We start from the raw sequence: 20,577 nt of genomic DNA, 5'->3' as shown, positions 1-20,577 counted from the left end.
TAGGAGAGCCAAAATGGACGAGAGACAGAGATTTCTTCTCTACAACGATAACGAAGCCGCGCTCGATGCGTCCTCGAAACGGAGGATGGCCGTCGAAGTCGCGCTGGACCTGATACGTCACGAAGCGATGAGCGGGTCGTCGCGCAATTCTCTGGATTCCAATATGAGGCACCTCTCGGACTATGCCGATTTTATTCAGGAAGCCTTGAGAGGCAGTGAGCAGGAGGTCTTGGGAGGCAATGAGCAGGAGGCCTTGAGGGGCAGGGACCGGGACGCATCGAGGGATCGGGACCGGGAAGCCTCGAGGGGCAGGGAGCATTAGCGGTCTTGCTGCGCCTGCTTGGGCGGGGCAGGCGCAGAGCGCACGCTCAATGGAGCCCTGTTGCGGTCTCGGGCGCCGCATCCCGCCTGACTTGACGAGACATGGGTCCCGCCCGTGCCTCGTCAATCAGAACGATACGGGGGATTTGTGGTCACGCCGATCAAACCTCTCTTTGCGAGGCATATCGTCTCTGTCGATAGCAACGAGGAAGATGCGCTGTTCGTCGTCGATCCGGAGCTTGGGGCGCTCGGCAAAATTGACGTTCGAACGGGATTCTTTTACGGGATTGTCAATTTCAGGAGCTTCAACGCGTTCAAAGGATCGGCTGCACTCTGTATGCGGCCGGAGGGTATCGTCAATTATTCGCGTTCCAATCGGATCTACGCGGTCGGGATAGAGAATGGAACGGTCCGTGACGCGATGGACATCATTACGATCGATCAGGCAGAGGATCTAGTCGGGCTGTGCTGGAAAAACGATCGGTATTATGCGGTCGACCGGCGTGGCGCCCTGTTCATTCTGGATGAGGATGGCTTAATACGGGCGGCTGAGGTAGGTCATGGTGTCAACGATATTGCCTTGCATGGAGATCGCCTGTTTATACTGAACGGCGCCAGCCAGGCCATTTATGTCTACAGCCTTGATGGGATTCATCTGGCGTCGCTGACCATCCCGTATGAAGGGGCATCGGGAATCGCTTCCATTAAAACGTCAGATAAAGAAGAACCCGGCATCTATATATATTACAACCAGGATAGCTGGGACGTTTTCGACGATGCGAGTTCTGAATCGGGGAAACGTGGCAGTCCGAATATAAAACTCAATAAGCACGTCTCCGATGGTTTTATAGAGAGATTTGACTACAAAATAATAGAACTTGGTGAGATCGGGAGTTTCGGTCTTTCCGGAGGATATGAAGTGAAATTGACTTATGCCGAAATGCTCAAGCCCGCCCGTGAAGTTCTGAACAGAATCAGTGGTGTCGAGATGTGCGTCAGGCTGTCGATTCCAGTCGAGACGCGAAGACAGAAGTTGAAGTCAGTCAGGATTATTGGCGACGTTCCGGGCGTTTTAAAAAAAGACGAAAATGGCAACGAGATCGTGGAATTCGATCTGACCGGCGTCGAGCTTGATAAGGAGCGCCGTTCCTTTGGCTATAGTGCTGTAATTGAGGTGTACGGCATACGATACAAGCTGAATGTCGCGGATGCGCCCTATCCCGACGATATCAAGACGCGCTTTCTTAAAGAAGAGTCCAGGTATGATATGGACCGGCTGGAATTAAGAGACATTGCAGCCGAGCTGATTTCGGCGCTGCCCGAAAACGAGCGCGGTAATGTGGTCAAAATTGCGAAAGCCGTGCGCGAATATGTTTATAGCAGGTTGGCGTACCGATACAACAACCAGTACACAAGTCCCGTCGAGACGTTGAGCGGCGGCGAAGGGACCTGCGGAAAGTACATGGAGCTGTTAATAGGATTAATGCGGCTTTGCGGGGTCGCCTGCCGGCCGGTCGGAGATTTCAAGGTGCCCGAGTATAAGCTGAGATATGCGCGAGTCAACTCGGTCTGTACGCCGGATTACGATCATGCGTGGGTGGAGTTCTATGTGCCCGGGCTAGGGTGGGTACCGATGGAAAGCTCATCGGACAATGCGCCGGAACGACATGAAAGGTTTTTTGGCGCGCTGTCGTGGATCTATATAGAAAACAGCAGAACAGAAAAGATGTGCGAAATATGCAAGCCCGGTTGCTGGGAAAAGGTCGATAACGATCTGATGTATTCGGACTTGTTTGTACCTGACATCCAGATCGAGGTCCTTCGGGAGGCGTCGCTGGATGACGCGTTTCCTGACTGACGTCCGCCGGTCCGCGCCGCATGAGCACTCGGCGGTTGAGGGAAGCCCGACGCCTGATCGCGAGAGATCGCCAAGGCGGCGGCTCACGTGATGACTTGAGAATACCCAGGCTTACCGGGGCGAATCCGAATTAGCGCTTGATGGTCGCCCTATGTGCCGCCAAATCATACAGGTCGCCCTCAACAAGGATGTCCAGGTGCAGGCCGATCACGCTGACCGGCGCATGGCGACGATCTGGATGGATCGCGGAGTGCTGGAGTTCGGACGGGTTCACAATGGTGATGCCGCCGCTGCCCACCACCTGCAGCCCGTGGTCCGGACCAATAAACGCAGCCGTGTCTTCATCCAGGCCGATACCAATGGCTAGCGGGTTGTAAGTCAGGGCCATCAGTAGACGCCCGAGCCGGTCCTGGTGACGATAGTGCTGATCGATGATCAACTGCCCGATCAGGCCCAGGCCCGGCGCCAATTCGACAATGTCCGCGCGGGGCGTCGTGCCGCTCTGTCCGGCCGTAATCATCTGCTCCGGCAGGAACGCGGCTCCCGTCGAGGTGCCGGCCACGTGGATACCCTGTTCATTCCGGTTGCGGATCTTCTGGGCCACCGAAGTGCTGCCCAGGGTCTCGGAAAGATGGACTGTCTCGCTCCCCATAAGGAATATCCCGTCGACGCTATCGAGCACTTCCAGGTCCCGCTCCGACTCGCAGTCGGCTCGGGTCCCAAATCGCAGGAGGCTGACCCGATCAACCCGCAGATCGCGGAACGCTCGTTCGTAACGATAGCCAGCGTCGGGCATCTCGGAGACCGTGGCGACGATGGCGATATGCGCACGGGAGCCGCCGCAAAGCTGCACGAAGCGGCGCAGGATGGCGGCCTTCCGTATGCGTCTTCCATCGCCGCCGATGGGGACGATAAAACCGCGTGTGCCGCCCGTGGACGCCTTTGCACGACTCAACTTTCACTCCGGGTAGAGTGCAAAATCGCGAAGTAGCCTAGGTCTCGTGCAGCCACCACGTGATCCGCTTGTTCCGCCGGTAGCACTGCTGCTGGCGGGCTCGCATCAGCTGGCGTCTATGGTTTCTGCTGTCCCGGTCGCTGGTGCCTCGTCCGATTATATCGGCAAGCGGATCGCGGCAGACGCGCGCTGCCCGGTTCGTGAATGAAGCGGGTTCTGCTTTCTAACCGGTCAGGTCAAGGCAGCGGCGGTCAATTCGCAGGCGGCGTTGCTTTTCGCGGACAAGATACCGCCTGAGAGGGTGTGTGTTGCGAGATCGTACGTATTGCCTTCGACGAGGATATGCAGACGTACTCCTGTCAGTCCTACCGGGTCGTCGTGGCGAACCGGCTTTGCAGCCAAATTGCGCAGATTCGACCCGTCAATGATGGTGACGCTACCGGTGCCGACCACCTCCAGCGTGTCGTCTGGACCGATGAACGCGGCCGTATCCTCATCCAGCCCGATGCCCGCCCCGAATGGGATGGAGGCCACCGCCGCGAGCAGGCGCCCGAGTCGATCGCGCTGGCTGAAGTGCTGGTCGATCACAAAGCGGCTGATGAAACCCAGGCCCGGCGCCAGATCGACCATCCCGGCGCGAGGCGTGGCACCGCTCTTGCCGCCGGCGATCATCGCGGCGGACATGGCGGAGGCTCCCGCGGAGGTGCCCGCTACGTGCATACCGTGTGCGTTGCGGCGACGCAGCTTGTCCGCGGCCGACGTGTCGATCAGCATCTCGGCGAGGCGTATCTGGTCGCCCCCGGTCATGAAGACACCGTCAGCGCGATCGAGCACCTTCAGATATTTGTCGGACTCGCAGTCGGCGCGGGACTTGAATGGCAGGATACTGACCCGGTCAGCCCCGAGATCGCGGAACACAGTCTCGTAGAGATCCCCCGTATCGTCCAGTGAAGAGGCCGTCGGGATGACTGCAATGTGCGCGCGTGACCCACCACAAAGCTTGACGAAACGACGCAGGATAACCGGGTTCTGGACCCGATTTTCCTTGCCGCCAATGGGGATAATGAAGCCTCGCGCGGCACCGTTCAGCGATTTTCCGGGGTGCATCATTCACTCCTTCCAGATTTGTACCTTCCCTTCTATGACCATCGTAACAGCAAAAACCGCGCCAATGTTTCCTCGACAAGGGCTCGCGCGCGCTGTGCCGGCCGCGATGAGAAGAAACTCGACGGGACGTCAGACCGACGAGGTGCGGGAAGGGTGTATGCACACATTGCGTGCATATTTGAACCGATATGGTGCGACATTGACGTGCAACTCAACGCCGATCCGCCGAGGATCGTGATCCTCGAGACCAAGTTCCGCACGTCGAGGATCGTGCCACTGCACCCGACGACAGCGGAGAAGCTGCAGACCTAGGCATTGCCTCCGTCACAGGCTGGGGTATGCAGGACTGTCGGATCTGGCTGGCCAATCACGTCGCGCTGCGCACCGAACTGATTGGCGCGCTCGACGCGCCCCTTGGCCTGACTGCTGTTCGCCCCCCTGGAGAGGCGAGTTGCGCAAGCCACGCGCCTGTTCATAATCAATACACTATGGTAAATCAAAAAATCTTTAATTATCGTGAATATACATCCGGTCCTATGCTTGGCTCATGCAGTTAGCAGTTAGCAGTTAGCAGTTAGCAGTTAGCAGTCAGGAGTCGAATCATGGGACCGGCCACTATCGCGTCGCGCACTCCCGCGGAGATGCAGGTGCGGTGGCATCTCGGAGTTGGAAGCGAACCGGCTCTCGGCGCACATCTCGTGACACCTCGCGGCGCTTACAGTCACCACGGCATCTATCTTGGTAAAGGCAAGGTAGTGCACTACACCGGTCTTGCCCGGTCTTTGCATCGCGGACCTGTTGAGGAAGTGACGATTGCATGCTTCGCCGCGGGGCGCAAAGTGTGGATCCAGCCGGGCGATCGGTCGGGTTACGCCGACCGGCAAGTTGTAGAGCGGGCGCGCTCGCGCCTCGGCGAGAATTGATACCGACTGCTGACCAATAACTGCGAGCACTTCTCTGCGTGGTGCCTGTATGGCGAAAGCTGCAGCGAGCAAGTGCGCGCGTGCCTGACCTATCCGCGTGCGGCAATGGGCGCAGCGGTGAGCCTGTTCAAAATGTCGATCAATTACTTCGTTGGATGGTCTGCATCCAGGCGGATGCGTTGCTCGATGTAAAAAGCGACAGCGTCGGTGCTACTGCCAAAGAGCGCTTGATAGGTCAGACGATGTCCTGCCACGCGCAAGCGTACCCATGTATTCGGGAGCGACGTGACGTCGCGATTGAGGTGTTGCAAGCCATCGCTTTCGTCTGCGCGCGCGGCAACCGGCTGGAATCCAAACCCGTGCGGAGTGCTGATGCGCCTGGTCTCGCTCAGAACCCATCTGCCTCGTCACCCGACGTCAGTGGCTTGGGAAAGCAGCTCGTCATGCCCGCCTCATCGCATTGCAGGATCTCCTCGCCCTTGAAGCAGCCCCGGTCGGTAACCATGGCCGGATTCTCGATTTCGGTGGCGCAGTTAGACCGTGGAGCATCTCGCACTGTCGTTGCTCACCACCGAAGACGCGATCGCCTATCGGACATTCCTGGCACGGCCCGCACCACGCGCGCGCGGTTGTGTCGCGATAAGTTCGGTTTCCTCGATGGTAAGGAATCCTTATCCAACCAACGAATAGAACTGAGCAGCAGCGGTTCGGGTAACGCCGTCGTCCTTCATCTGACCTTTCCAGATCACATGCATCGTCTCAATGCCTGACAGGATGATGCGGGCACACGGGAAATTCTTGAAACCCATCATGGGTCTGGTTCGGCGTTTGATCGCGCGATGATCCTGTTCGACGACGTTGTGCAAATACTTGACCTGCCGGATCTTGATGGGCATTTCCCGTTCAGCGTTGATGGCCTGAAGGGCGGCCAGATTGGCCCCGCTTTTATCGATGGTCACAGTCTCAGGCGCGCCGTTTCGATCGATGGCTTGCTCGAAGTAGCGGCGCGGGGCAGCCTTGTCGCGATGCGCCCACAATAAGAAATCGATCGTATTACCGGCCTTGTCCACTGCGCGATACAAGTACTTCCACTGCCCGCGCACCTTGACATAGGTTTCATCCATTCTCCAGCTCTTGCCGACTGGACGTTTGTGCTTGCGAAAGGCTTTCTCGAACAACGGTACAAGCTTGATGACCCAGCGATGCACGCTCGAATGGTCAACCTCAAAGCCCCGTTCGGCCATCATCTCTTCAAGGTTGCGAAGGCTCAGCGAATACGCTACGTACCACCGCACACATAGCAGGATCACGTCCAGCGGATAATGCAGGCGCTTGAGTACCTTCGCTACGCTCGCAGGCAGGGTTCTTCTCGCAGTCGCCTTCTTCATATCACGCTTCACTTCGGGAAAATGTCTGCCCGGATTTTACTCCTGCATCCTTAGCGCGACACAACCCTCGTGAAGCCGTTTGTCGACGAGCATTCGATCGACGTGCTGCATGCGAATCTCATCAATGCGAAGTTTACGCTTGCTGTTCCCGACTATGTTGCGGCTGCCGGCGTGCACTCGTTCGCCGATCTGATGAAGCATGCTGACGAGTTCGGCGGCAAGATCTACGGGATCGAACCGGGCGCGCCGGCTAACCAGAACATCAAGAAGATGATTTCGGACAAGGCGTTCGGCCTCGGCAACTGGTCGCTCGTGGAGTCGAGCGAGACCGGCATGCTGACCCAGGTGGAACGCGCGGTGCGCGACCACAAGTGGATCGTATTTCTCGCGTGGGAGCCGCATCTGATGAACACGAAGTTCCATCTGAACTACCTGTCCGGTGGCGATGCGTACTTCGGGCCGAACTATGGCGGTGCGACGGTCAACACCGTGACGCGCGCGGGCTTCGCAGACCAGTGCACAAACCTCGCGCGCCTGTTCCAGCAGATGACGTTCAACGTCGACCTCGAAAACCAGATCATCACGAATGTGCTGCAAAACAAGGTAGATCTGAACACGGCGGCATTGCACGCGCTGCAGGCGAACCCTGAGATGCTGAAGACCTGGCTCAAGGGCGTGACCACGGCGGCCGGCGCAGACGGCCTGCATGCCGTGCATGCGTCGTTGGGCATCCACTAGCTTCGCGCGCCAACTTCCCTCTCAGGCGAGCGCGACACCTGTGTCGCGCTCGCTGCCTTGCGGCATCCCGTCGCGTTTCTACACGTTGTCGTAATCGGACCAATCGACGTCGCTTGCCGTCGAGTTACGGGAAATATGAGCTTGTACTGTGCCTTATTGTCGCGCGAACGGTGGTTCACGCGATGAGCGCCTGACCGGATGCTTCATGGTCGGCGCGTCAGTCAAGCAAGCTCGGATGGTTCCGCGCCATTGCGTGGAATCCTCTTCCCCAACCGACAGGCAAGAGAGAAACACACAATGAGAAGACTGAATGCCGCAGCACTCTCCGGCGTCGCGCTTGCGCTCGCAAGCCTGCCAGGCGTAAGCGAGGCGCAAAGCAGCGTGACGCTATACGGAATCATCGATGCAGGGATCACCTATGTCTCCAACACCGGCGGCTCGCACGTCATCAAGTTCGATGACGGCGTTTCGTACGGCAACCGTTGGGGTATCAAGGGTTCGGAAGATCTCGGCGGCGGTCTGTCTGCGGTGTTCGTGCTCGAAAGCGGTTTTCACCTGAGCAACGGCCAGCTTGGATTCGGCGGCTCGCTGTTCGGGCGGCAGGCGTATGTCGGCCTGAAAAACGACTGGGGTACGCTGTCGTTCGGTAACCAGCTCGACATGACGGAAGAGATGGTCTACTCGTACAACATCTCCGCATGGGCGAGCGGCTATGCGATCCACCAGGGCGACTTCGACCGCTTCAACGGCGACCGTCTGCCGAACGCGGTCAAGTTCCTGTCGAACGAGTTTCACGGCTTCATGTTCGGTGGCATGTACTCGTTCGGCAACATCGCGGGTAATTTCCATGAGCAAAGCGCCTGGAGCGTCGGCGCGCACTACGCTAACGGGCCATTTACGGTCGGTACGGCCTACACGCAGCTGAACGATCCCCACGGTATCTATGCGTTCGATCCGTACGCGATGATCGGCGTACACACCTTCCTCGGCCAGCCGACGGTCAGCGTCGATCCCGCAACGGGCGCCGTCACCAGTCTCTATTCGCAAAACCCGTTCCCGGTCGACAAGCAGGGCACGTTCGGCATCGGTTCCAGCTACGCGATCGGCGACGTCACGCTGATGGGCAACTTCACGTACACGACGATCAAGGGCCTTGGCCAGTCGTCGCACATGCGGGTGGCCGAAGGCGGCGCGGACTGGCAGGTCACGCCGGCCTTCAGCGCGATCGGCGGTTATCAGTACACGAACTTCGAAGGCCATCACTGGAACCAGGTGTCGGCCGGGCTGCACTATCTGCTGTCGAAGCGCACTGACGTGTATATTTCGGGTGACTACCTCAAGGCATCGAGCGGCGTGGACGCGGTGATCGGCTATAGCTTCACGCCATCGTCGACCACCACGCAGGCCGACGTCCGCATCGGTATGCGGCATTCGTTCTAAGGTTGCATCGAGGGAAGGTGAACCGGCGCGTGTTGTGCCGGTTCGCATCATGATCCGGTCGACGCCGGCTTAGCTGCCCGGCGGCCGCGACGATGCGGACCGATCGCGTCGTGGGCTCGCGCCAAACCGCGCCCGATAGGTGCGTGAGAAATGCGACGGCGACTCGAAGCCACACGCGACGCAGACCGATGTGATCGACATGTCGGTCTGTTGCAGCAGCTCGCGCGCACGGGTGAGCCTTAGCTGCAGATAGAAATGCGTCGGCGTGTCGTTTAGCGCCGAACAAAAGAGCCGTTCCAGATGACGGCGCGTCACGCCGATTTCCTGTGCGAGTTCGTCGGGCGCGAGCGGGTCTTCCATGTGCTGCTCCATCGCACCGATCACCTGGATCAGCTTCGGATTGTGCACGCCATAGCGCGCGGCGATTTCCATTCGCTGATGGTCCGAGCGCTGCCGGATCCGGCTCAACACAAACTGCTCCGATACCTCTGATGCGAGCGCATCGCCATGACTGCGGGCGATCAGGTCGAGCATCATGTCGATCGAGGCCGTGCCACCCGCGCACGTGATGCGCCGCGTGCCGATTTCGAACAGTTCCTGGCTCGCCTGCAACGACGGATAGCGCTCGCGAAACGCGGACAGCGCTTCCCAATGCAAGGTGAGGCGATCGGCCTGGCGAAAGAGATCCGCTTCGGCCAGCACGAAGCTGCCCGTATCGATGCCGCCGAGCGTCGCGCCTACGCGGTCGAGCCGCTTGAGCCAGTCGCCGAGCGCGCGCGTGTAGCAGGCGAGCGGCTCGAATCCCGCCACCACGAAAACCGTGTCCGCCTGCGCGACATCGGCGAACGCGGCCTCTGCGTTCAGCGAGATGCCGTTGCTTGCGCTCACCGGCGCGCCGTCGGCGCTCAGAATTTGCCAGCGATACAGCTCGCCGCGAAACCGGTTCGCGACGCGCAGCGGCTCGACCGCCGACATGAAGCCGATCGCGGAAAAGCCCGGCAGCAGCAGAAACGAAATGTCTTGAGGCATCGGGTGAGCAACGTGTGTGACGCAGGGTATTCCGCCCTGGTCCGTGGGCGTCTTCCGGACCACGCCAGGGGCAGACGCACCATGAAAAGTGCCGCTGGGGAGTGCGCCGAGGGTAGCAAGCGGCGCGCTCTGCGGCAAGGCCGTCAATATTCGCGTGACGCCCGTGCCGCGGGCTTTCGGCGCGCCATGCTGGTTTTCCCTCATGGTCGCACGTGAGCAAGAACGGGTCGCTGGCGGTCGCTTTGGGGACAATATGGGGCTGTACCTTTTACCTCATGCAATTTGTCTTACGGTGTCGAGGGATGTCCAGGTAGCCGCCCGTCGTGCGGCCTGATTCGAAACACGCCGAATAGCGTGTCAGAGAGGGGATCGTCATGAAGTTACGCGTCAAAGCCTTATCCGCTGGTTTCAGTTGTCTCGTCAGCCTGCTCGCGTCACCGGTTTTCGCGCAGGACCCGCCGGCCTGTCGCGCGGTGCATTTTGCGGACATCGGCTGGACCGATATCACGTCGACGACGGCGCTTGCCACGACCGTGTTCGAAGGCCTCGGCTATCAGCCGGTGACGACCGTCGCTTCGGTGCCGATTTCGTTTGCGGGCCTGAAGAGCAGGCAGCTCGACGTCTCGCTCGGCTACTGGTGGCCGGTGCAGGAAAAAGCGATTCAGCCGTTCGTGCAGGCCAAGGCGATCCAGGTGCTCGAACCGCCGAATCTCTCCGGCGCGAAAGCGACGCTCGCCGTGCCGGGCTATGAGTATCAGGCGGGCCTGAAGACTTTCGCCGATATCGCGAAGCATCGCGAGGAACTCGACGGCAAGATCTATGGCATCGAGCCTGGCAGCAGCGCGAACGCGAAGATCCAGAAGATGATCGACACGAACCAGTTCGGGCTCGGCGGCTTCAAGCTGATCGAATCGAGCGAGGCCGGGATGCTGGTGACAGTCGAGCGTGCGATCCGCGACAAAAAGTGGGTGGTCTTTCTTGGATGGGAGCCGCATCCGATGAACATCCAGTTCAGCATGAACTATCTGTCTGGCGGCGACGATGTGTTCGGTCCTAACTATGGCGAAGCGCGCGTGTACACGCTGACGTCGCCGGATTTTCTGCAGCGCTGCCCGAACGCCGGCAAGCTGGTGACGAATCTGCGCTTTACGACGCAGCTAGAAAACCAGGTGATGCAGTCGGTGATGAACAAGGAAAAACCGGCCGAAGCCGCAAAGGCCTACCTGAAGAAGAACCCACAGGTGCTCGACGCATGGCTCGCCGGCGTGAAGACCTATGACGGCAAGGACGGCCTGCCGGCTGTCAAGGCCTACCTCGGCCTCTGAACGAGCGCCGATCCGATCATCGAAGAGGACATGTACGCATGAACTACGAAGTCATCGTAACCGCCGCGGTCACGGGCGCCGGCGACACCGTCGGCAAGCATCCGTCGATTCCGGTCACGCCGAAACAGATCGCCGATGCAGCCATCGAAGCGGCAAAGGCTGGCGCGACCGTGGCCCACTGCCACGTGCGCGATCCGAAGACGGGACGCGGCAGCCGCGACCCGAACCTGTATCGCGAGGTAGTCGATCGCATCCGCTCGGCGGATACGGACGTCATCATCAATCTGACGGCCGGCATGGGCGGCGACCTTGAGATCGGACCGGGCGAGGATCCGATGCGCTTTGGCGCGAACACGGATCTGGTCGGCGGCCTGACGCGTCTTGCGCACGTCGAGGAACTGCTGCCGGAAATCTGCACGCTCGACTGCGGCACGCTCAATTTCGGCGACGGCGACTACATCTACGTGTCGACGCCCGCCCAGTTGCGCGCTGGAGCCAGGCGCATCCAGGAACTGGGCGTGAAGCCGGAGCTGGAAATCTTCGATACCGGCCATCTGTGGTTCGCAAAACAGCTTCTGAAAGAAGGGCTGCTCGATGCGCCGCCGTTGTTCCAGCTGTGCATGGGCATTCCCTGGGGCGCGCCCGCCGACACGACCACGATGAAGGCCATGGTGGACAACCTGCCCGCCGGCGCGCAGTGGGCCGGCTTCGGCATCGGCCGCATGCAGATGCCGATGGTCGCGCAGGCGATGCTGCTGGGCGGCCATGTGCGCGTCGGTCTGGAAGACAACATCTGGCTGGATCGTGGCGTGCCCGCGACCAACGGCACGCTCGTGCAGCGTGCGGTCGAGATCATCGAACGGCTCGGCGGCAGGGCGCTCACGCCCGCCGAAGGGCGCCGCAAGCTTGACCTGCCGGCGCGCGGTGAACGTCAGCTTGAACGTCGTGAGATGGCGCAATTCGCCTGAGCACGATGCGTACGTAAGAACCATCTGAATGAAGGGTTTTCATTAATGGCAGTGATCGTCGATATCAGGACATTTGCGGCAATCGGGGCGGGGGTGATCGGCAGCGGCTGGGTGGCGCGCGCACTCGCGAACGGACTTGATGTGCTCGCATGGGATCCCGCGCCCGGCGCGGAAAAGCAGTTGCGCGATAACGTCGCCAATGCATGGCCCGCGCTCGAACGCGTGGGGTTGAAGGAGGGCGCTTCGCAGGCACGCTTGCGCTTCGTCAAAACGATCGAGGAGTGCGTCGCTCACGCGGACTTCATTCAGGAGAGCGCTCCCGAGCGCGAAGACCTGAAACTCGCGCTCCACGAGCAGATCAGCCGCGCGGCGAAGCCGGATGCGATCATCGCGTCGTCGACCTCGGGGCTCCTGCCCAGCGATTTTTACGCGCGTGCCGAGCATCCGGAACGGTGCGTCGTTGGGCATCCCTTCAATCCGGTGTATCTGCTGCCACTCGTCGAAGTGCTCGGCGGCGAGAGGACGGCGTCTGCGACGATCGACGCCGCCATCCGTATCTATCGCTCGCTCGGCATGCGGCCGTTGCGGGTGCGCAAGGAGGTGCCGGGTTTTATCGCGGATCGTTTGCTCGAAGCGTTGTGGCGCGAGGCGCTCCACCTCGTCAACGAAGGCGTCGCGACCACCGGCGAAATCGACGATGCGATCCGCTTCGGCGCGGGCATCCGCTGGTCGTTCATGGGCACCTTCCTGACCTATACGCTCGCGGGCGGCGACGCCGGTATGCGACACTTCATGCAGCAGTTCGGGCCAGCGCTCGAGTTGCCCTGGACGAAGCTCGTCGCGCCGCCGCTCACCGACGAACTGATCGATCGCGTCGTGAACGGCACCGCCGAGCAGGTGGGGCCACGCTCGATTAAGGCGCTCGAGCGCTATCGCGACGACTGCATCACGAGCGTGCTCTCGGCGATCGACGCGGCGAAGGCGCGGCACGGCTTGCGGCCGGAAGAGTGAGCGAATCCGCACACAGGACAAGGGAGACGACATGCCGGACAACGCGCCGCTGACGGTGTACCGCGATGAGGTCCGCGCCGAATGGGTCGATTACAACGGTCATTTGCGCGACGCGTTCTACATGCTGATTTTCAGCTTCGCGACCGACGCGCTGATCGACCGCATCGGCCTTGACGACGCGGTCCGCAAATCACGCGGCCGGTCGATCTACACGCTCGAAGCGCACCTGAACTATCTGCACGAAATGAGGGAAGGCACGCCGGTGCGGGTAGACGTGCGGCTCGTCGCCCACGACGCGAAGCGGCTGCACATCTACCTCGAAATGTTCGCGAACGACGGCGCCGAGCCCGTCGCGGCCAGCGAGCAGATGCTGCTGCATGTCGACACGGGCGGCCCGAAGGCGGCGCCGTTCGACGCCGACATCGAGGCGCGCGTGCGGGCGTTGGGCGACGCCCATGCGGCGTTGCCGCCGGGCGCCTGGCAGGGGCGGGTGATTGGGCTGCCGTCGAAGGCGCGCGGCTAGGTTCTGGCTGCGCTTCCGCTCACACGGTATCCGCGGTACGCTGCGACGCAGGAGGTGCTGCCATGCTGGAACCTGAGATCGCGGCGTTCGTCGCCCGCGCGAATGCGTTCTATCCCGACAACACGGCGTCGCTGCCGACGGTCGAACAGCGCGCCATTTACGAACGCTTCGCCGCGGCTTTCACCCCCGCCGTGCCGACGGGCGTGGTCGTCCAGAACGCAACGCTTGTGACGGCCGTCGGCCACAGCATCCGCTTGCGTCTGTATGCAAAGGACGAAGGCGCGCAGTCGCCCGGCACGTTGCTGTATTTTCATGGCGGTGGTTTTGTCTTTGGCTCGCTCGACAGTCACGACATCGTGACCGCGCGCCTCGCTGCCGATACCGGGCTGTGCGTGGTCGCCGTCGATTACCGCCTCGCGCCCGAGCATCCTGCACCAGCGGCACACGAAGACTGTCTCGACGTCACGCTGGCCGCGCTCGACGGCCGCCTGCCTTTCGGGTCGTTGCCCGCGCCGCTGCTGCTTGTAGGGGATAGCGCGGGTGCCAATCTCGCCGCGAGTGTCGCGATGCGCTTGCGTGATTCCGGTATCGAAGGTGTAGCGGGTGTCGCGCTGATCTATCCGATGCTCGGCGCCGAGCCGCAGTCGCCTGCACGTGAGACGGAAGCGAACGCCCCGATGCTCACGCTCGCCGGTGTTCGCATGTACAGCCGGCTGTACTGGGGCGACGCACCGCCGCCGGTATGGACCGTACCGATCCAAGCCCGCCGCTTCGACGGCTTGCCGCCCGTGCTGTCGATCGGCGTCGAACATGATCCGTTGCGCGACGATGCCCGCGTGTTCGCGGAACGCATTCATGCCGCAGGAGGCGAGGCGCAGTTGTGGATCGCGCCGGGTCTCGTGCATGGCTGCTGGCGCGCGCTGGAGACGAGCCCCGGCGTCCAGCGCATGCACGACGAGGTCTGCCGCTTCCTGCTCGGTTCAGCTGGCCGCCGCGCCCGATAATCATCGAGAACACTGTGTCCGCATGCATGGCGTTCGCTTGTACGCGAGACACGTTGGTTATGCCAGGCTGGCCTGGCGATCGCAGGGGAACTGCTGTCGCGCATCCGCATGCCGGAGCGCCAGACGGGGTGAGAACAACAAGTGGTGTCAGTCGGCGATCAGATCGCAGAGCATCTCGGCCGAAATCATCGCCGCTGCGTTCGACGGCGCCGGGCGCTCGGCAGGCTTGAACACTGCGTCGCCGCGGCGGATCTTCTGGCGCGACAGCGCGCAGGTTCTCGACGTATGCGCCGAACGACGGCGCCAGCCTTGCTCGCCGTAATGACAGCGGCCCGGTTCGACCCAGAACTCGCGCGACGCCGTAGTCCGGGCCGTCGCCCAGTCAGGATCGGTTTCATGGCCGGAGAACAGTTCGACGAATCTTTCGCGCGGCATCCCGCACCGGTCAACGGCGATCTGCTGGATGCGGCACTCCGCCACGCGGACCTGTTCAACCTGCCGTTTCACCCCGGCGCACAGCTGATCGATGGCTTGCGCCGTGAACCGGACGGGCGCCAGTTCCTGCTGGATCTCTTCGCGCACGCGTGCAAGGACTTCGCAAGCGGCCCCGTCTGTGACCTGAGCGCTGCGCAACTGCGCGAACCGCTCCCGCACCCGTGCGAAAATAGCTAGCCCTACCTTCGCATGGCGGAGTGCCGGATAGATGGTTTTCGCCAGGCATACATGGCCGAAAAGGCTGATAGGTCATACATGAAATAACTGAGGGGCCCACCTCTCCAGCTCGAAGACCTTGACTGCGCGGCGCTGCTCAGTCGTGAGCTCTTGCGCCAGCATCAGCGTTGGCCGTCGTCCTGCGCCTCCGGTCGTGGTCCGCACCAATGTCACCTTGATTTCAGCCAGGCTTTCCATCGTCTGACGGGCGGAAGCGTCCGTTCCGGGCGCGATCTTCGCCAGGCTCACGAGCATCAACCCGAGAACAGTCGCGAAAGTGTGCAGGCGCAGCGACCCATCGGCCCACTGGTGCGATGGCCCCCAGGGGACGACACCGCCTTTGTTCGCTTTGCGGAACAGCTCCTCGACTTTCCACTGACCTCGGAAGGCGTAAACAATCCGACCTGTGGTCCAGGTATGTCGGTCGGTGCACAGTACCCGCCGGCCGAGCCGCGTCTTCTCCAGCTCGCGGCGCAATGCGGCGTCGACGTGCCAGTGCAAGGTCGGTGCCGTTTCGCTTCCGGCGAAGGTGGTCACGACGAAGCTCGACAGGTGTTCCCGAGCGAGCGCCTTGTTGACTCGCAGCTCCAGACGGCTACGCGAGATGCGACCCTTTTGGATCAGCCCCTCCAGCGTGCGCAGTTCCACCTTCGCTTTGCGCAGGGCCGCCGCGATCCCGCGTTTCTGGCCCGCCAGCAATTCCTGGCTCTCCACCACAACGAGCGTGCGATCCAACTCTCCGACGGTAGTCCGAATGCGCGCCGCCTGGACTTCGCTGAGCTTGCCCGAGAGCGGTTTCATGGCACCGCGCTGCGCCGCCATCTGCAACGCCTCTTCCGCGGCCTTGTGCCCGAGCGGCAACGAAATGAGGCTGTAGTAGCCGGCGGTGTCGAGATCGAGCTCCAGTTGCGGGCTCCAAAACCCACCGTCTCGTACCAGCGTACGCTGCGCCGGTCGCGCACGAGCCTCACCGCTGTCGAGTGCCTCGTGCAACTGCGCCAACCCACCCAGGCATGCCGCGAGCACCGCCTGGTCCGAGCCGTTGCCCGGATACGTCCGATACAACAGCGGCACATGCCCCGTCTCGCTGACCAGGACGCCAAGCCCTACCACCCGGAGGTCCTTTCTCTTGCTCTTGGCGTGTCCACGCCGGGCCAGCTCGCCCGGCGTCTGCGTGTCAATGTGCGTATCGAAGTTCGTCGTGTCGAACGCGAGCACGTCCGCGGAAAGCTCGAAGCGGGCAACGGCAGCTTTCGCGACCGCTACCTGCGCCTGCTCCAATTGATGCTCTGTAACCTGCTGCGCGACGCGATGAAATGCCTGCCCGCTGAACGCGGATCCCGGCAAACACGACAAGCGCGGCAGACTCGTATCCAGAAATTCCCCCAGCTCGCGCTTGGGTCCGGGCGCGCATGCCCGCTGAATCGCCACTGCCACAGCCAACTCGCCTACCGATGGGCCGCCCTTCGCGCCAACCCCTCCGCATGCCCGATCGATGTGCGCCACCAGATCCAGTTGCTCGGCCACCCAGATCAACGCCCTGACATCGCCGACCCCGCGCGTGCCCACCGTATGCGTGGCACGCAGATCCGCCAAGGGTGGCGGCTCAGCCGGCCCAAGGACAACCTGGCGTGCGACGGAGCGCCCTCGCTCGGCATCCCACACCGACTGAGCTGCGATACGGTAGCGATGGCCGTTGACTTCTCGTTCGAAGATGTGCATGTTCTTTCATGTGGCATCCTCAAGACCAAGAATCAAGCGAAATCCAATATTTCCGCCACGTTCCGGCTAGGTGGCCCCTCCGAGGTGGCGCCAAGTGTGCGAAGGTAGGGCTAGGAAAAGCGCATACATGGAGGTTGGACATGGGCCAGACGAAACTGACTGCTCACCTGCCGACGGTCGACATCGAGATCACCCGGCACGAGCTTCCGGACCAGAATGCGGAAGCGATGACCATTAATATCACCGCGACGCCGTCATTCGACGCTGCAGCGCGGTGGCTCCTTCAGACAGGTTTGTTCCCGATCGCGCTGCCGTTTTCCCTTTGGGCCGATTACATGCAAGGCTGGCAACGTGCGTGGTACCCGCTCTGGCAGCCGCGGCTGTTCATCGACTCCCCACCGGTCCGGTCGCTCAAAGAATCGGAATAGTCAGAGCTACGACGAACACGGCGCCGCAATGGATGAGATGTACGAGCGCGTCGGCGACGAATTGTATCCGAAGCACCGCGTCCAGGCGATCAGCGAGCTCCGGCGGATCGCCTGAGTTCGTAGCGCAGCAGGGTTTGTGTGTTTTCTGGCTGGGCGAGCGATCAACATGTTGCTTAATCCAATCGATGGCGTTGGCCGGGATGAGCAACTGAGCGCTGGGCTTCTAGCACAACTTGTGATCGACCGCGCGCGCCGCGCGCCTCGTTCGAACTGAGACGGAAAAAGGGAGCTGAAATGGATGTGTTGTTTGCCGCCGAAGCGGCAGTACGAGAAGCGGTGCCGGCTGTAGTGCATCGCCATCGATCGGTTGGTGTTCTGACTTGGGATCTGCTCCACAAGATTGAGTCGGAAGTCCTGGCCGAGGTCGCCGCGACCGGCAAGCACAGCAAGCGGATTCTTGACATGTTGCGCGCTCCGGCGGCATTGGGCTACCAAAAGGATGATTGTTCAGCGTCGTTCGAGGGGCACGATTTCGTTCCAATCGTTTTTGGAGCGATCAACGACACGTGGCGCCGCGTCAATTGACAATTAAAAAACACCTCGAAGGGTTTGCAACGACAGCTGAGTTTGAAATTCACGGCCCGCACGACAGCGCAGTAGAGCACGCGTCGCACGGCGATAGCTTCTCGGGACGAACCGCCGTGATGACGGCAGTCCTCGCAACGCTCGGGGCATTCGGTTCTTATCAGAGCGGCACCACAGAAAGTCTCGCGCTGATTGCCAAGAATGAGGCGGCTATCAGTAAGACGGAAGCAGCGAAGCAGTGGGGCTATTTTCAGGCAAAGGGCGAAAAGCCGCAATTGTCGCCCCGACCTCAGCTGCTCGATCAAAGTTCGAAGCGGACGTGAACAAGTATCGCGAACAGAAGGAACCGATCCGACAACAGGCTGAGGCACTAGAGAAGGACGTGGAGCGGGAGAACGCACGGAGCGAGATTCTATTGCATAGTCATCACCGCTGGGCACAAGCCACTACCGCAGTGCAGATATCGATCGCGCTCGCTGCGATAACGCTGCTCACGCGAAAGCGATGGCTTCAGGTTATGTCACTTGGAGTGGCAGTATGCGGCGTGTCTCTGGGTGTTGCCGCGCTCCTTTCGTGATAGGCCGTCGCAACGTTTCACGGTTGCGACGGAACGATCAGGTTAGTGCGTTAGCTACTTCCGTCGACATCGGCTTTGGAGTGGCGTGTGTTGTCTGTACTCGAGTCCGCCCCGCGATGATGCTCTCAGACCTGATAGAAATGCTCTCGCGAACGCGCGATCCAGCTGCCTTAACATGGCTCGACTCGTATGGATTCCCCCGGCGAATGTAGTCGTCGATATCCGCCTCGATAGCGTACTCCGCCGCGCCGCGCAGATCCTCGACAACAAGACGGAGGGTGTGGCCGACGCGGCGTTCAACGCGCGCGCGGCCGAGGCACTGCTCGACACGGCCTTCGAAGGACGGCCCGAGCAGATTCGCGAAATCGCGGCGGCGGCCGTGGCCGGCGTCGCGGCGCTGGAAGACAGCTTCGCAGACTCGGCCTACCGGCTCCAGCTAGCGAAGGTCATGGTGCAACGCGCGCTTGTTGATGCGCTAAATGACGCACCCTCCAATGGGTGATCGTAGCGTCGGGAGACAGGCGATGCCAGATATCACGCGCTGGGTCCGCACGGCGGCCGTGGGCTGGATCCTGTCGGCGGCCGGCATACCGGTAGGCGCTTCAGCTGCGTCCGCGGAAGACGCATCGACAATCCGTTATTCCGAATCGTCCGTGCGCGTCATTCATGAGACGGTGGATATCGGTGTGGACTTCGATCACTTCACCGTGCGACTCGAACATCTGCTCGGACGCTACGACCCGTCGGTAAACGTCCTGTTTACCAAGGATCCGTCGCTTGCGATCGAACGCATGAAAGCGATGGAAGGGGCCGACCGGCTCATGATTTTCGCCGCACAAAATCATGGCACGCTGCTGGCGATAGCCGGGAAGTCGATGAAAGCCAGGCGCTACCATCTCGGCAATCCGCTGATCGCTCTCGAGATGACCCGCAATCAGATTGCCGCCGGGTTGTACGCGCCACTGACGATTCTGGTCGACGAGACGGGCCCGTCTTCGGTGCGCGTCGAATTCGACGATCCGTCGTCGCTGTTCGGGCAGTTCGACGACGTCGCAGTTACCGCCATCGCCGTGAGACTGGATGGCAGCCTGCGCGACGTGATCGAAAAGGCGGCCTTGCGGGACGACCGACAAGCGGAAGATCACTGACTTATCCGTTGTGCGATAAAAGAAGTGCGCGCACTATATATTTAGTATACCGAATTATCGTTCAGTGTAATCGATATGACAGGGCGCTCGCAACAGCACATCCAATACAAGGTGTCGGGAGATGAGAATGATCTGGGAGGGACAATGGATTTCGCGGGATGGAATGAGCCGGACGCAGCGCACGGTCGCCGGGGCACTGGGAGCGCTCGGCGTCCTGCTGGGAACCGGATGGCACGGGGCGCACGCGCAATCGTCGGTGACGCTCTATGGTCTGATCGATGAGGGGCTGGTATATCGGACCAACGCCGGCGTCGCCAACGGCAAGTCGGCGAGCGCGATTACACTGACAGGCAATAATCACGCGACGAGTCGATGGGGCCTGCTTGGCTTCGAGGACATTGGCGGCGGCACCAGGATCACGTTCAAGCTGGAAAGCGGGTTCAATCCCACAAGCGGGGTCGGCGACTTCGGGTTGCCTTTTCCCAGCGCGACGAATTCGCTGTTCGATCGCGGAGCGATCGTGGGCGTCGTGGCACCGTGGGGCGCGCTCAAGGCCGGACGAAACTGGACACCGCTTTACGATGCCTATAGCGCGGCGGACATTACCGGCTTTTCGCTGACAGGGTCGCTCGCGAATGCCGTTTTCCAGAATTCGTCGAACATCAATCCGAAGCTTCCGGCGGCGGCCGCCGCGACGGGCGCGAATAGCGCCGTGAACGGCTAATGCCGTTCAGTTAGCACTGAACGGCATTTTCATTTGCAGAGCAGGAAGAGGTTGTAAACGGCGCGCCGGGGTGTTAACTTTTCGGCGCGATG

The 20,577-nt window shown here is 61.1% G+C and carries 20 protein-coding genes and 2 pseudogenes; 16 read left to right on the top strand and 6 right to left on the bottom strand.

Features of this window, described 5'->3' with window-relative positions:
• Positions 1 to 13: 13 nt before the first annotated feature.
• On the top strand, positions 14 to 322 hold the full coding sequence (locus P3T16_RS33595; protein WP_429345489.1) for a hypothetical protein: 309 nt from the start codon (positions 14 to 16) through the stop codon (positions 320 to 322).
• A 147-nt stretch (positions 323 to 469) separates the two neighbouring features.
• Positions 470 to 2,179: a transglutaminase domain-containing protein gene (locus P3T16_RS33590; protein ID WP_429345488.1), complete on the top strand. Its 1,710-nt coding sequence runs from the start codon at positions 470 to 472 to the stop codon at positions 2,177 to 2,179.
• 130 nt (positions 2,180 to 2,309) lie between these two features.
• Here the strand turns inward: P3T16_RS33590 and P3T16_RS33585 are convergent, their stop codons facing one another.
• Positions 2,310 to 3,134: a cyanophycinase gene (locus P3T16_RS33585; protein WP_429345487.1), complete on the bottom strand. Its 825-nt coding sequence runs from the start codon at positions 3,132 to 3,134 to the stop codon at positions 2,310 to 2,312.
• Between the two features lie 231 nt (positions 3,135 to 3,365).
• Positions 3,366 to 4,244 (bottom strand): cyanophycinase, encoded by an 879-nt coding sequence (locus P3T16_RS33580; RefSeq protein WP_429345486.1) that lies wholly within the window; start codon positions 4,242 to 4,244, stop codon positions 3,366 to 3,368.
• 599 nt (positions 4,245 to 4,843) lie between these two features.
• Between P3T16_RS33580 and P3T16_RS33575 the strand changes: the two genes are divergently transcribed.
• Positions 4,844 to 5,164 (top strand): lecithin retinol acyltransferase family protein, encoded by a 321-nt coding sequence (locus tag P3T16_RS33575; protein ID WP_429345485.1) that lies wholly within the window; start codon positions 4,844 to 4,846, stop codon positions 5,162 to 5,164.
• Positions 5,165 to 5,835: 671 nt separating this feature from the next.
• Here the strand turns inward: P3T16_RS33575 and P3T16_RS33570 are convergent.
• Positions 5,836 to 6,552, bottom strand: coding sequence for an IS6 family transposase (locus tag P3T16_RS33570; protein ID WP_429345484.1), 717 nt, complete (start codon positions 6,550 to 6,552; stop codon positions 5,836 to 5,838).
• Between the two features lie 66 nt (positions 6,553 to 6,618).
• Here P3T16_RS33570 and P3T16_RS33565 point away from each other — a divergent pair.
• Together P3T16_RS33565 and P3T16_RS33560 are read left to right on the top strand one after the other, a co-directional pair.
• A pseudogene (locus tag P3T16_RS33565) lies at positions 6,619 to 7,290 on the top strand (glycine betaine ABC transporter substrate-binding protein); the annotation flags it as partial.
• Between the two features lie 297 nt (positions 7,291 to 7,587).
• Positions 7,588 to 8,730 carry a porin gene (locus tag P3T16_RS33560; RefSeq protein ID WP_429345483.1) on the top strand — a complete coding sequence of 381 codons (1,143 nt, stop codon included), beginning with the start codon at positions 7,588 to 7,590 and terminating at the stop codon, positions 8,728 to 8,730.
• A 69-nt stretch (positions 8,731 to 8,799) separates the two neighbouring features.
• On the opposite strand, the gene P3T16_RS33555 is transcribed toward P3T16_RS33560, so the two are convergent.
• Positions 8,800 to 9,759, bottom strand: a complete 960-nt coding sequence (locus P3T16_RS33555) for a GlxA family transcriptional regulator (RefSeq protein WP_429345482.1) — start codon at positions 9,757 to 9,759, stop codon at positions 8,800 to 8,802.
• A gap of 374 nt (positions 9,760 to 10,133) precedes the next feature.
• Here P3T16_RS33555 and P3T16_RS33550 point away from each other — a divergent pair, with 374 nt between their 5' ends.
• The 5 genes from P3T16_RS33550 (at position 10,134) to P3T16_RS33530 (ending at position 14,590) form a co-directional block, all read left to right on the top strand.
• On the top strand, positions 10,134 to 11,084 hold the full coding sequence (locus tag P3T16_RS33550) for a choline ABC transporter substrate-binding protein (protein WP_429260895.1): 951 nt from the start codon (positions 10,134 to 10,136) through the stop codon (positions 11,082 to 11,084).
• Between the two features lie 38 nt (positions 11,085 to 11,122).
• Positions 11,123 to 12,052 carry a 3-keto-5-aminohexanoate cleavage protein gene (locus P3T16_RS33545; RefSeq protein ID WP_429260894.1) on the top strand — a complete coding sequence of 310 codons (930 nt, stop codon included), beginning with the start codon at positions 11,123 to 11,125 and terminating at the stop codon, positions 12,050 to 12,052.
• Positions 12,053 to 12,097: 45 nt separating this feature from the next.
• Positions 12,098 to 13,063, top strand: coding sequence for an L-carnitine dehydrogenase (locus P3T16_RS33540; protein WP_429260893.1), 966 nt, complete (start codon positions 12,098 to 12,100; stop codon positions 13,061 to 13,063).
• Positions 13,064 to 13,094: 31 nt separating this feature from the next.
• Entirely contained in the window at positions 13,095 to 13,586 is a 492-nt protein-coding gene (locus tag P3T16_RS33535; protein ID WP_429345481.1) for a thioesterase family protein, read from the top strand.
• Between the two features lie 62 nt (positions 13,587 to 13,648).
• Complete coding sequence (locus P3T16_RS33530) at positions 13,649 to 14,590, top strand: alpha/beta hydrolase (protein WP_429345480.1); 942 nt, start codon at positions 13,649 to 13,651, stop codon at positions 14,588 to 14,590.
• 147 nt (positions 14,591 to 14,737) lie between these two features.
• Here P3T16_RS33530 and P3T16_RS33525 read toward each other — a convergent pair whose 3' ends face one another.
• Both P3T16_RS33525 and P3T16_RS33520 read right to left on the bottom strand, forming a co-directional pair.
• Positions 14,738 to 15,256 (bottom strand): DUF3331 domain-containing protein, encoded by a 519-nt coding sequence (locus P3T16_RS33525; protein WP_429345493.1) that lies wholly within the window; start codon positions 15,254 to 15,256, stop codon positions 14,738 to 14,740.
• A 78-nt stretch (positions 15,257 to 15,334) separates the two neighbouring features.
• On the bottom strand, positions 15,335 to 17,023 hold the full coding sequence (locus P3T16_RS33520) for an IS1634 family transposase (protein ID WP_429345479.1): 1,689 nt from the start codon (positions 17,021 to 17,023) through the stop codon (positions 15,335 to 15,337).
• A 140-nt stretch (positions 17,024 to 17,163) separates the two neighbouring features.
• Between P3T16_RS33520 and P3T16_RS33515 the strand changes: the two genes are divergently transcribed.
• From P3T16_RS33515 to P3T16_RS33490, 6 genes and pseudogenes are all read left to right on the top strand, one after another.
• Positions 17,164 to 17,451, top strand: coding sequence for a hypothetical protein (locus tag P3T16_RS33515; RefSeq protein WP_429345478.1), 288 nt, complete (start codon positions 17,164 to 17,166; stop codon positions 17,449 to 17,451).
• 294 nt (positions 17,452 to 17,745) lie between these two features.
• Entirely contained in the window at positions 17,746 to 18,036 is a 291-nt protein-coding gene (locus P3T16_RS33510; RefSeq protein WP_429345477.1) for a DUF2471 family protein, read from the top strand.
• A 119-nt stretch (positions 18,037 to 18,155) separates the two neighbouring features.
• Positions 18,156 to 18,613: pseudogene (locus tag P3T16_RS33505) on the top strand (DUF4337 domain-containing protein).
• Positions 18,614 to 18,788: 175 nt separating this feature from the next.
• Positions 18,789 to 19,115 carry a hypothetical protein gene (locus P3T16_RS33500; RefSeq protein WP_429345476.1) on the top strand — a complete coding sequence of 109 codons (327 nt, stop codon included), beginning with the start codon at positions 18,789 to 18,791 and terminating at the stop codon, positions 19,113 to 19,115.
• A gap of 22 nt (positions 19,116 to 19,137) precedes the next feature.
• Entirely contained in the window at positions 19,138 to 19,761 is a 624-nt protein-coding gene (locus P3T16_RS33495) for a DUF302 domain-containing protein (protein ID WP_429345475.1), read from the top strand.
• Positions 19,762 to 19,882: 121 nt separating this feature from the next.
• Positions 19,883 to 20,485: a porin gene (locus P3T16_RS33490; RefSeq protein WP_429345474.1), complete on the top strand. Its 603-nt coding sequence runs from the start codon at positions 19,883 to 19,885 to the stop codon at positions 20,483 to 20,485.
• Positions 20,486 to 20,577: the final 92 nt, after the last annotated feature.

Source organism: Paraburkholderia sp. GAS42 (genome assembly GCF_050436565.1).
GTDB lineage: Bacteria > Pseudomonadota > Gammaproteobacteria > Burkholderiales > Burkholderiaceae > Paraburkholderia.
Note: the sequence above shows the minus strand (reverse complement) of the source record. Positions and strands in the feature narration are given on the sequence as shown.

Coding starts and splice junctions, on each gene's coding strand:
- P3T16_RS33515 (WP_429345478.1), top strand. CDS start 17,164: ATGGGCCAGACGAAACTGACTGCTCACCTGCCGACGGTCGACATCGAG.
- P3T16_RS33570 (WP_429345484.1), bottom strand. CDS start 6,552: ATGAAGAAGGCGACTGCGAGAAGAACCCTGCCTGCGAGCGTAGCGAAG.
- P3T16_RS33535 (WP_429345481.1), top strand. CDS start 13,095: ATGCCGGACAACGCGCCGCTGACGGTGTACCGCGATGAGGTCCGCGCC.
- P3T16_RS33540 (WP_429260893.1), top strand. CDS start 12,098: ATGGCAGTGATCGTCGATATCAGGACATTTGCGGCAATCGGGGCGGGG.
- P3T16_RS33520 (WP_429345479.1), bottom strand. CDS start 17,023: ATGCACATCTTCGAACGAGAAGTCAACGGCCATCGCTACCGTATCGCA.
- P3T16_RS33545 (WP_429260894.1), top strand. CDS start 11,123: ATGAACTACGAAGTCATCGTAACCGCCGCGGTCACGGGCGCCGGCGAC.
- P3T16_RS33510 (WP_429345477.1), top strand. CDS start 17,746: ATGGATGTGTTGTTTGCCGCCGAAGCGGCAGTACGAGAAGCGGTGCCG.
- P3T16_RS33490 (WP_429345474.1), top strand. CDS start 19,883: ATGAGAATGATCTGGGAGGGACAATGGATTTCGCGGGATGGAATGAGC.
- P3T16_RS33550 (WP_429260895.1), top strand. CDS start 10,134: ATGAAGTTACGCGTCAAAGCCTTATCCGCTGGTTTCAGTTGTCTCGTC.
- P3T16_RS33595 (WP_429345489.1), top strand. CDS start 14: ATGGACGAGAGACAGAGATTTCTTCTCTACAACGATAACGAAGCCGCG.
- P3T16_RS33530 (WP_429345480.1), top strand. CDS start 13,649: ATGCTGGAACCTGAGATCGCGGCGTTCGTCGCCCGCGCGAATGCGTTC.
- P3T16_RS33555 (WP_429345482.1), bottom strand. CDS start 9,759: ATGCCTCAAGACATTTCGTTTCTGCTGCTGCCGGGCTTTTCCGCGATC.
- P3T16_RS33575 (WP_429345485.1), top strand. CDS start 4,844: ATGGGACCGGCCACTATCGCGTCGCGCACTCCCGCGGAGATGCAGGTG.
- P3T16_RS33495 (WP_429345475.1), top strand. CDS start 19,138: ATGCCAGATATCACGCGCTGGGTCCGCACGGCGGCCGTGGGCTGGATC.
- P3T16_RS33500 (WP_429345476.1), top strand. CDS start 18,789: ATGGCTCGACTCGTATGGATTCCCCCGGCGAATGTAGTCGTCGATATC.
- P3T16_RS33580 (WP_429345486.1), bottom strand. CDS start 4,244: ATGATGCACCCCGGAAAATCGCTGAACGGTGCCGCGCGAGGCTTCATT.
- P3T16_RS33560 (WP_429345483.1), top strand. CDS start 7,588: ATGAGAAGACTGAATGCCGCAGCACTCTCCGGCGTCGCGCTTGCGCTC.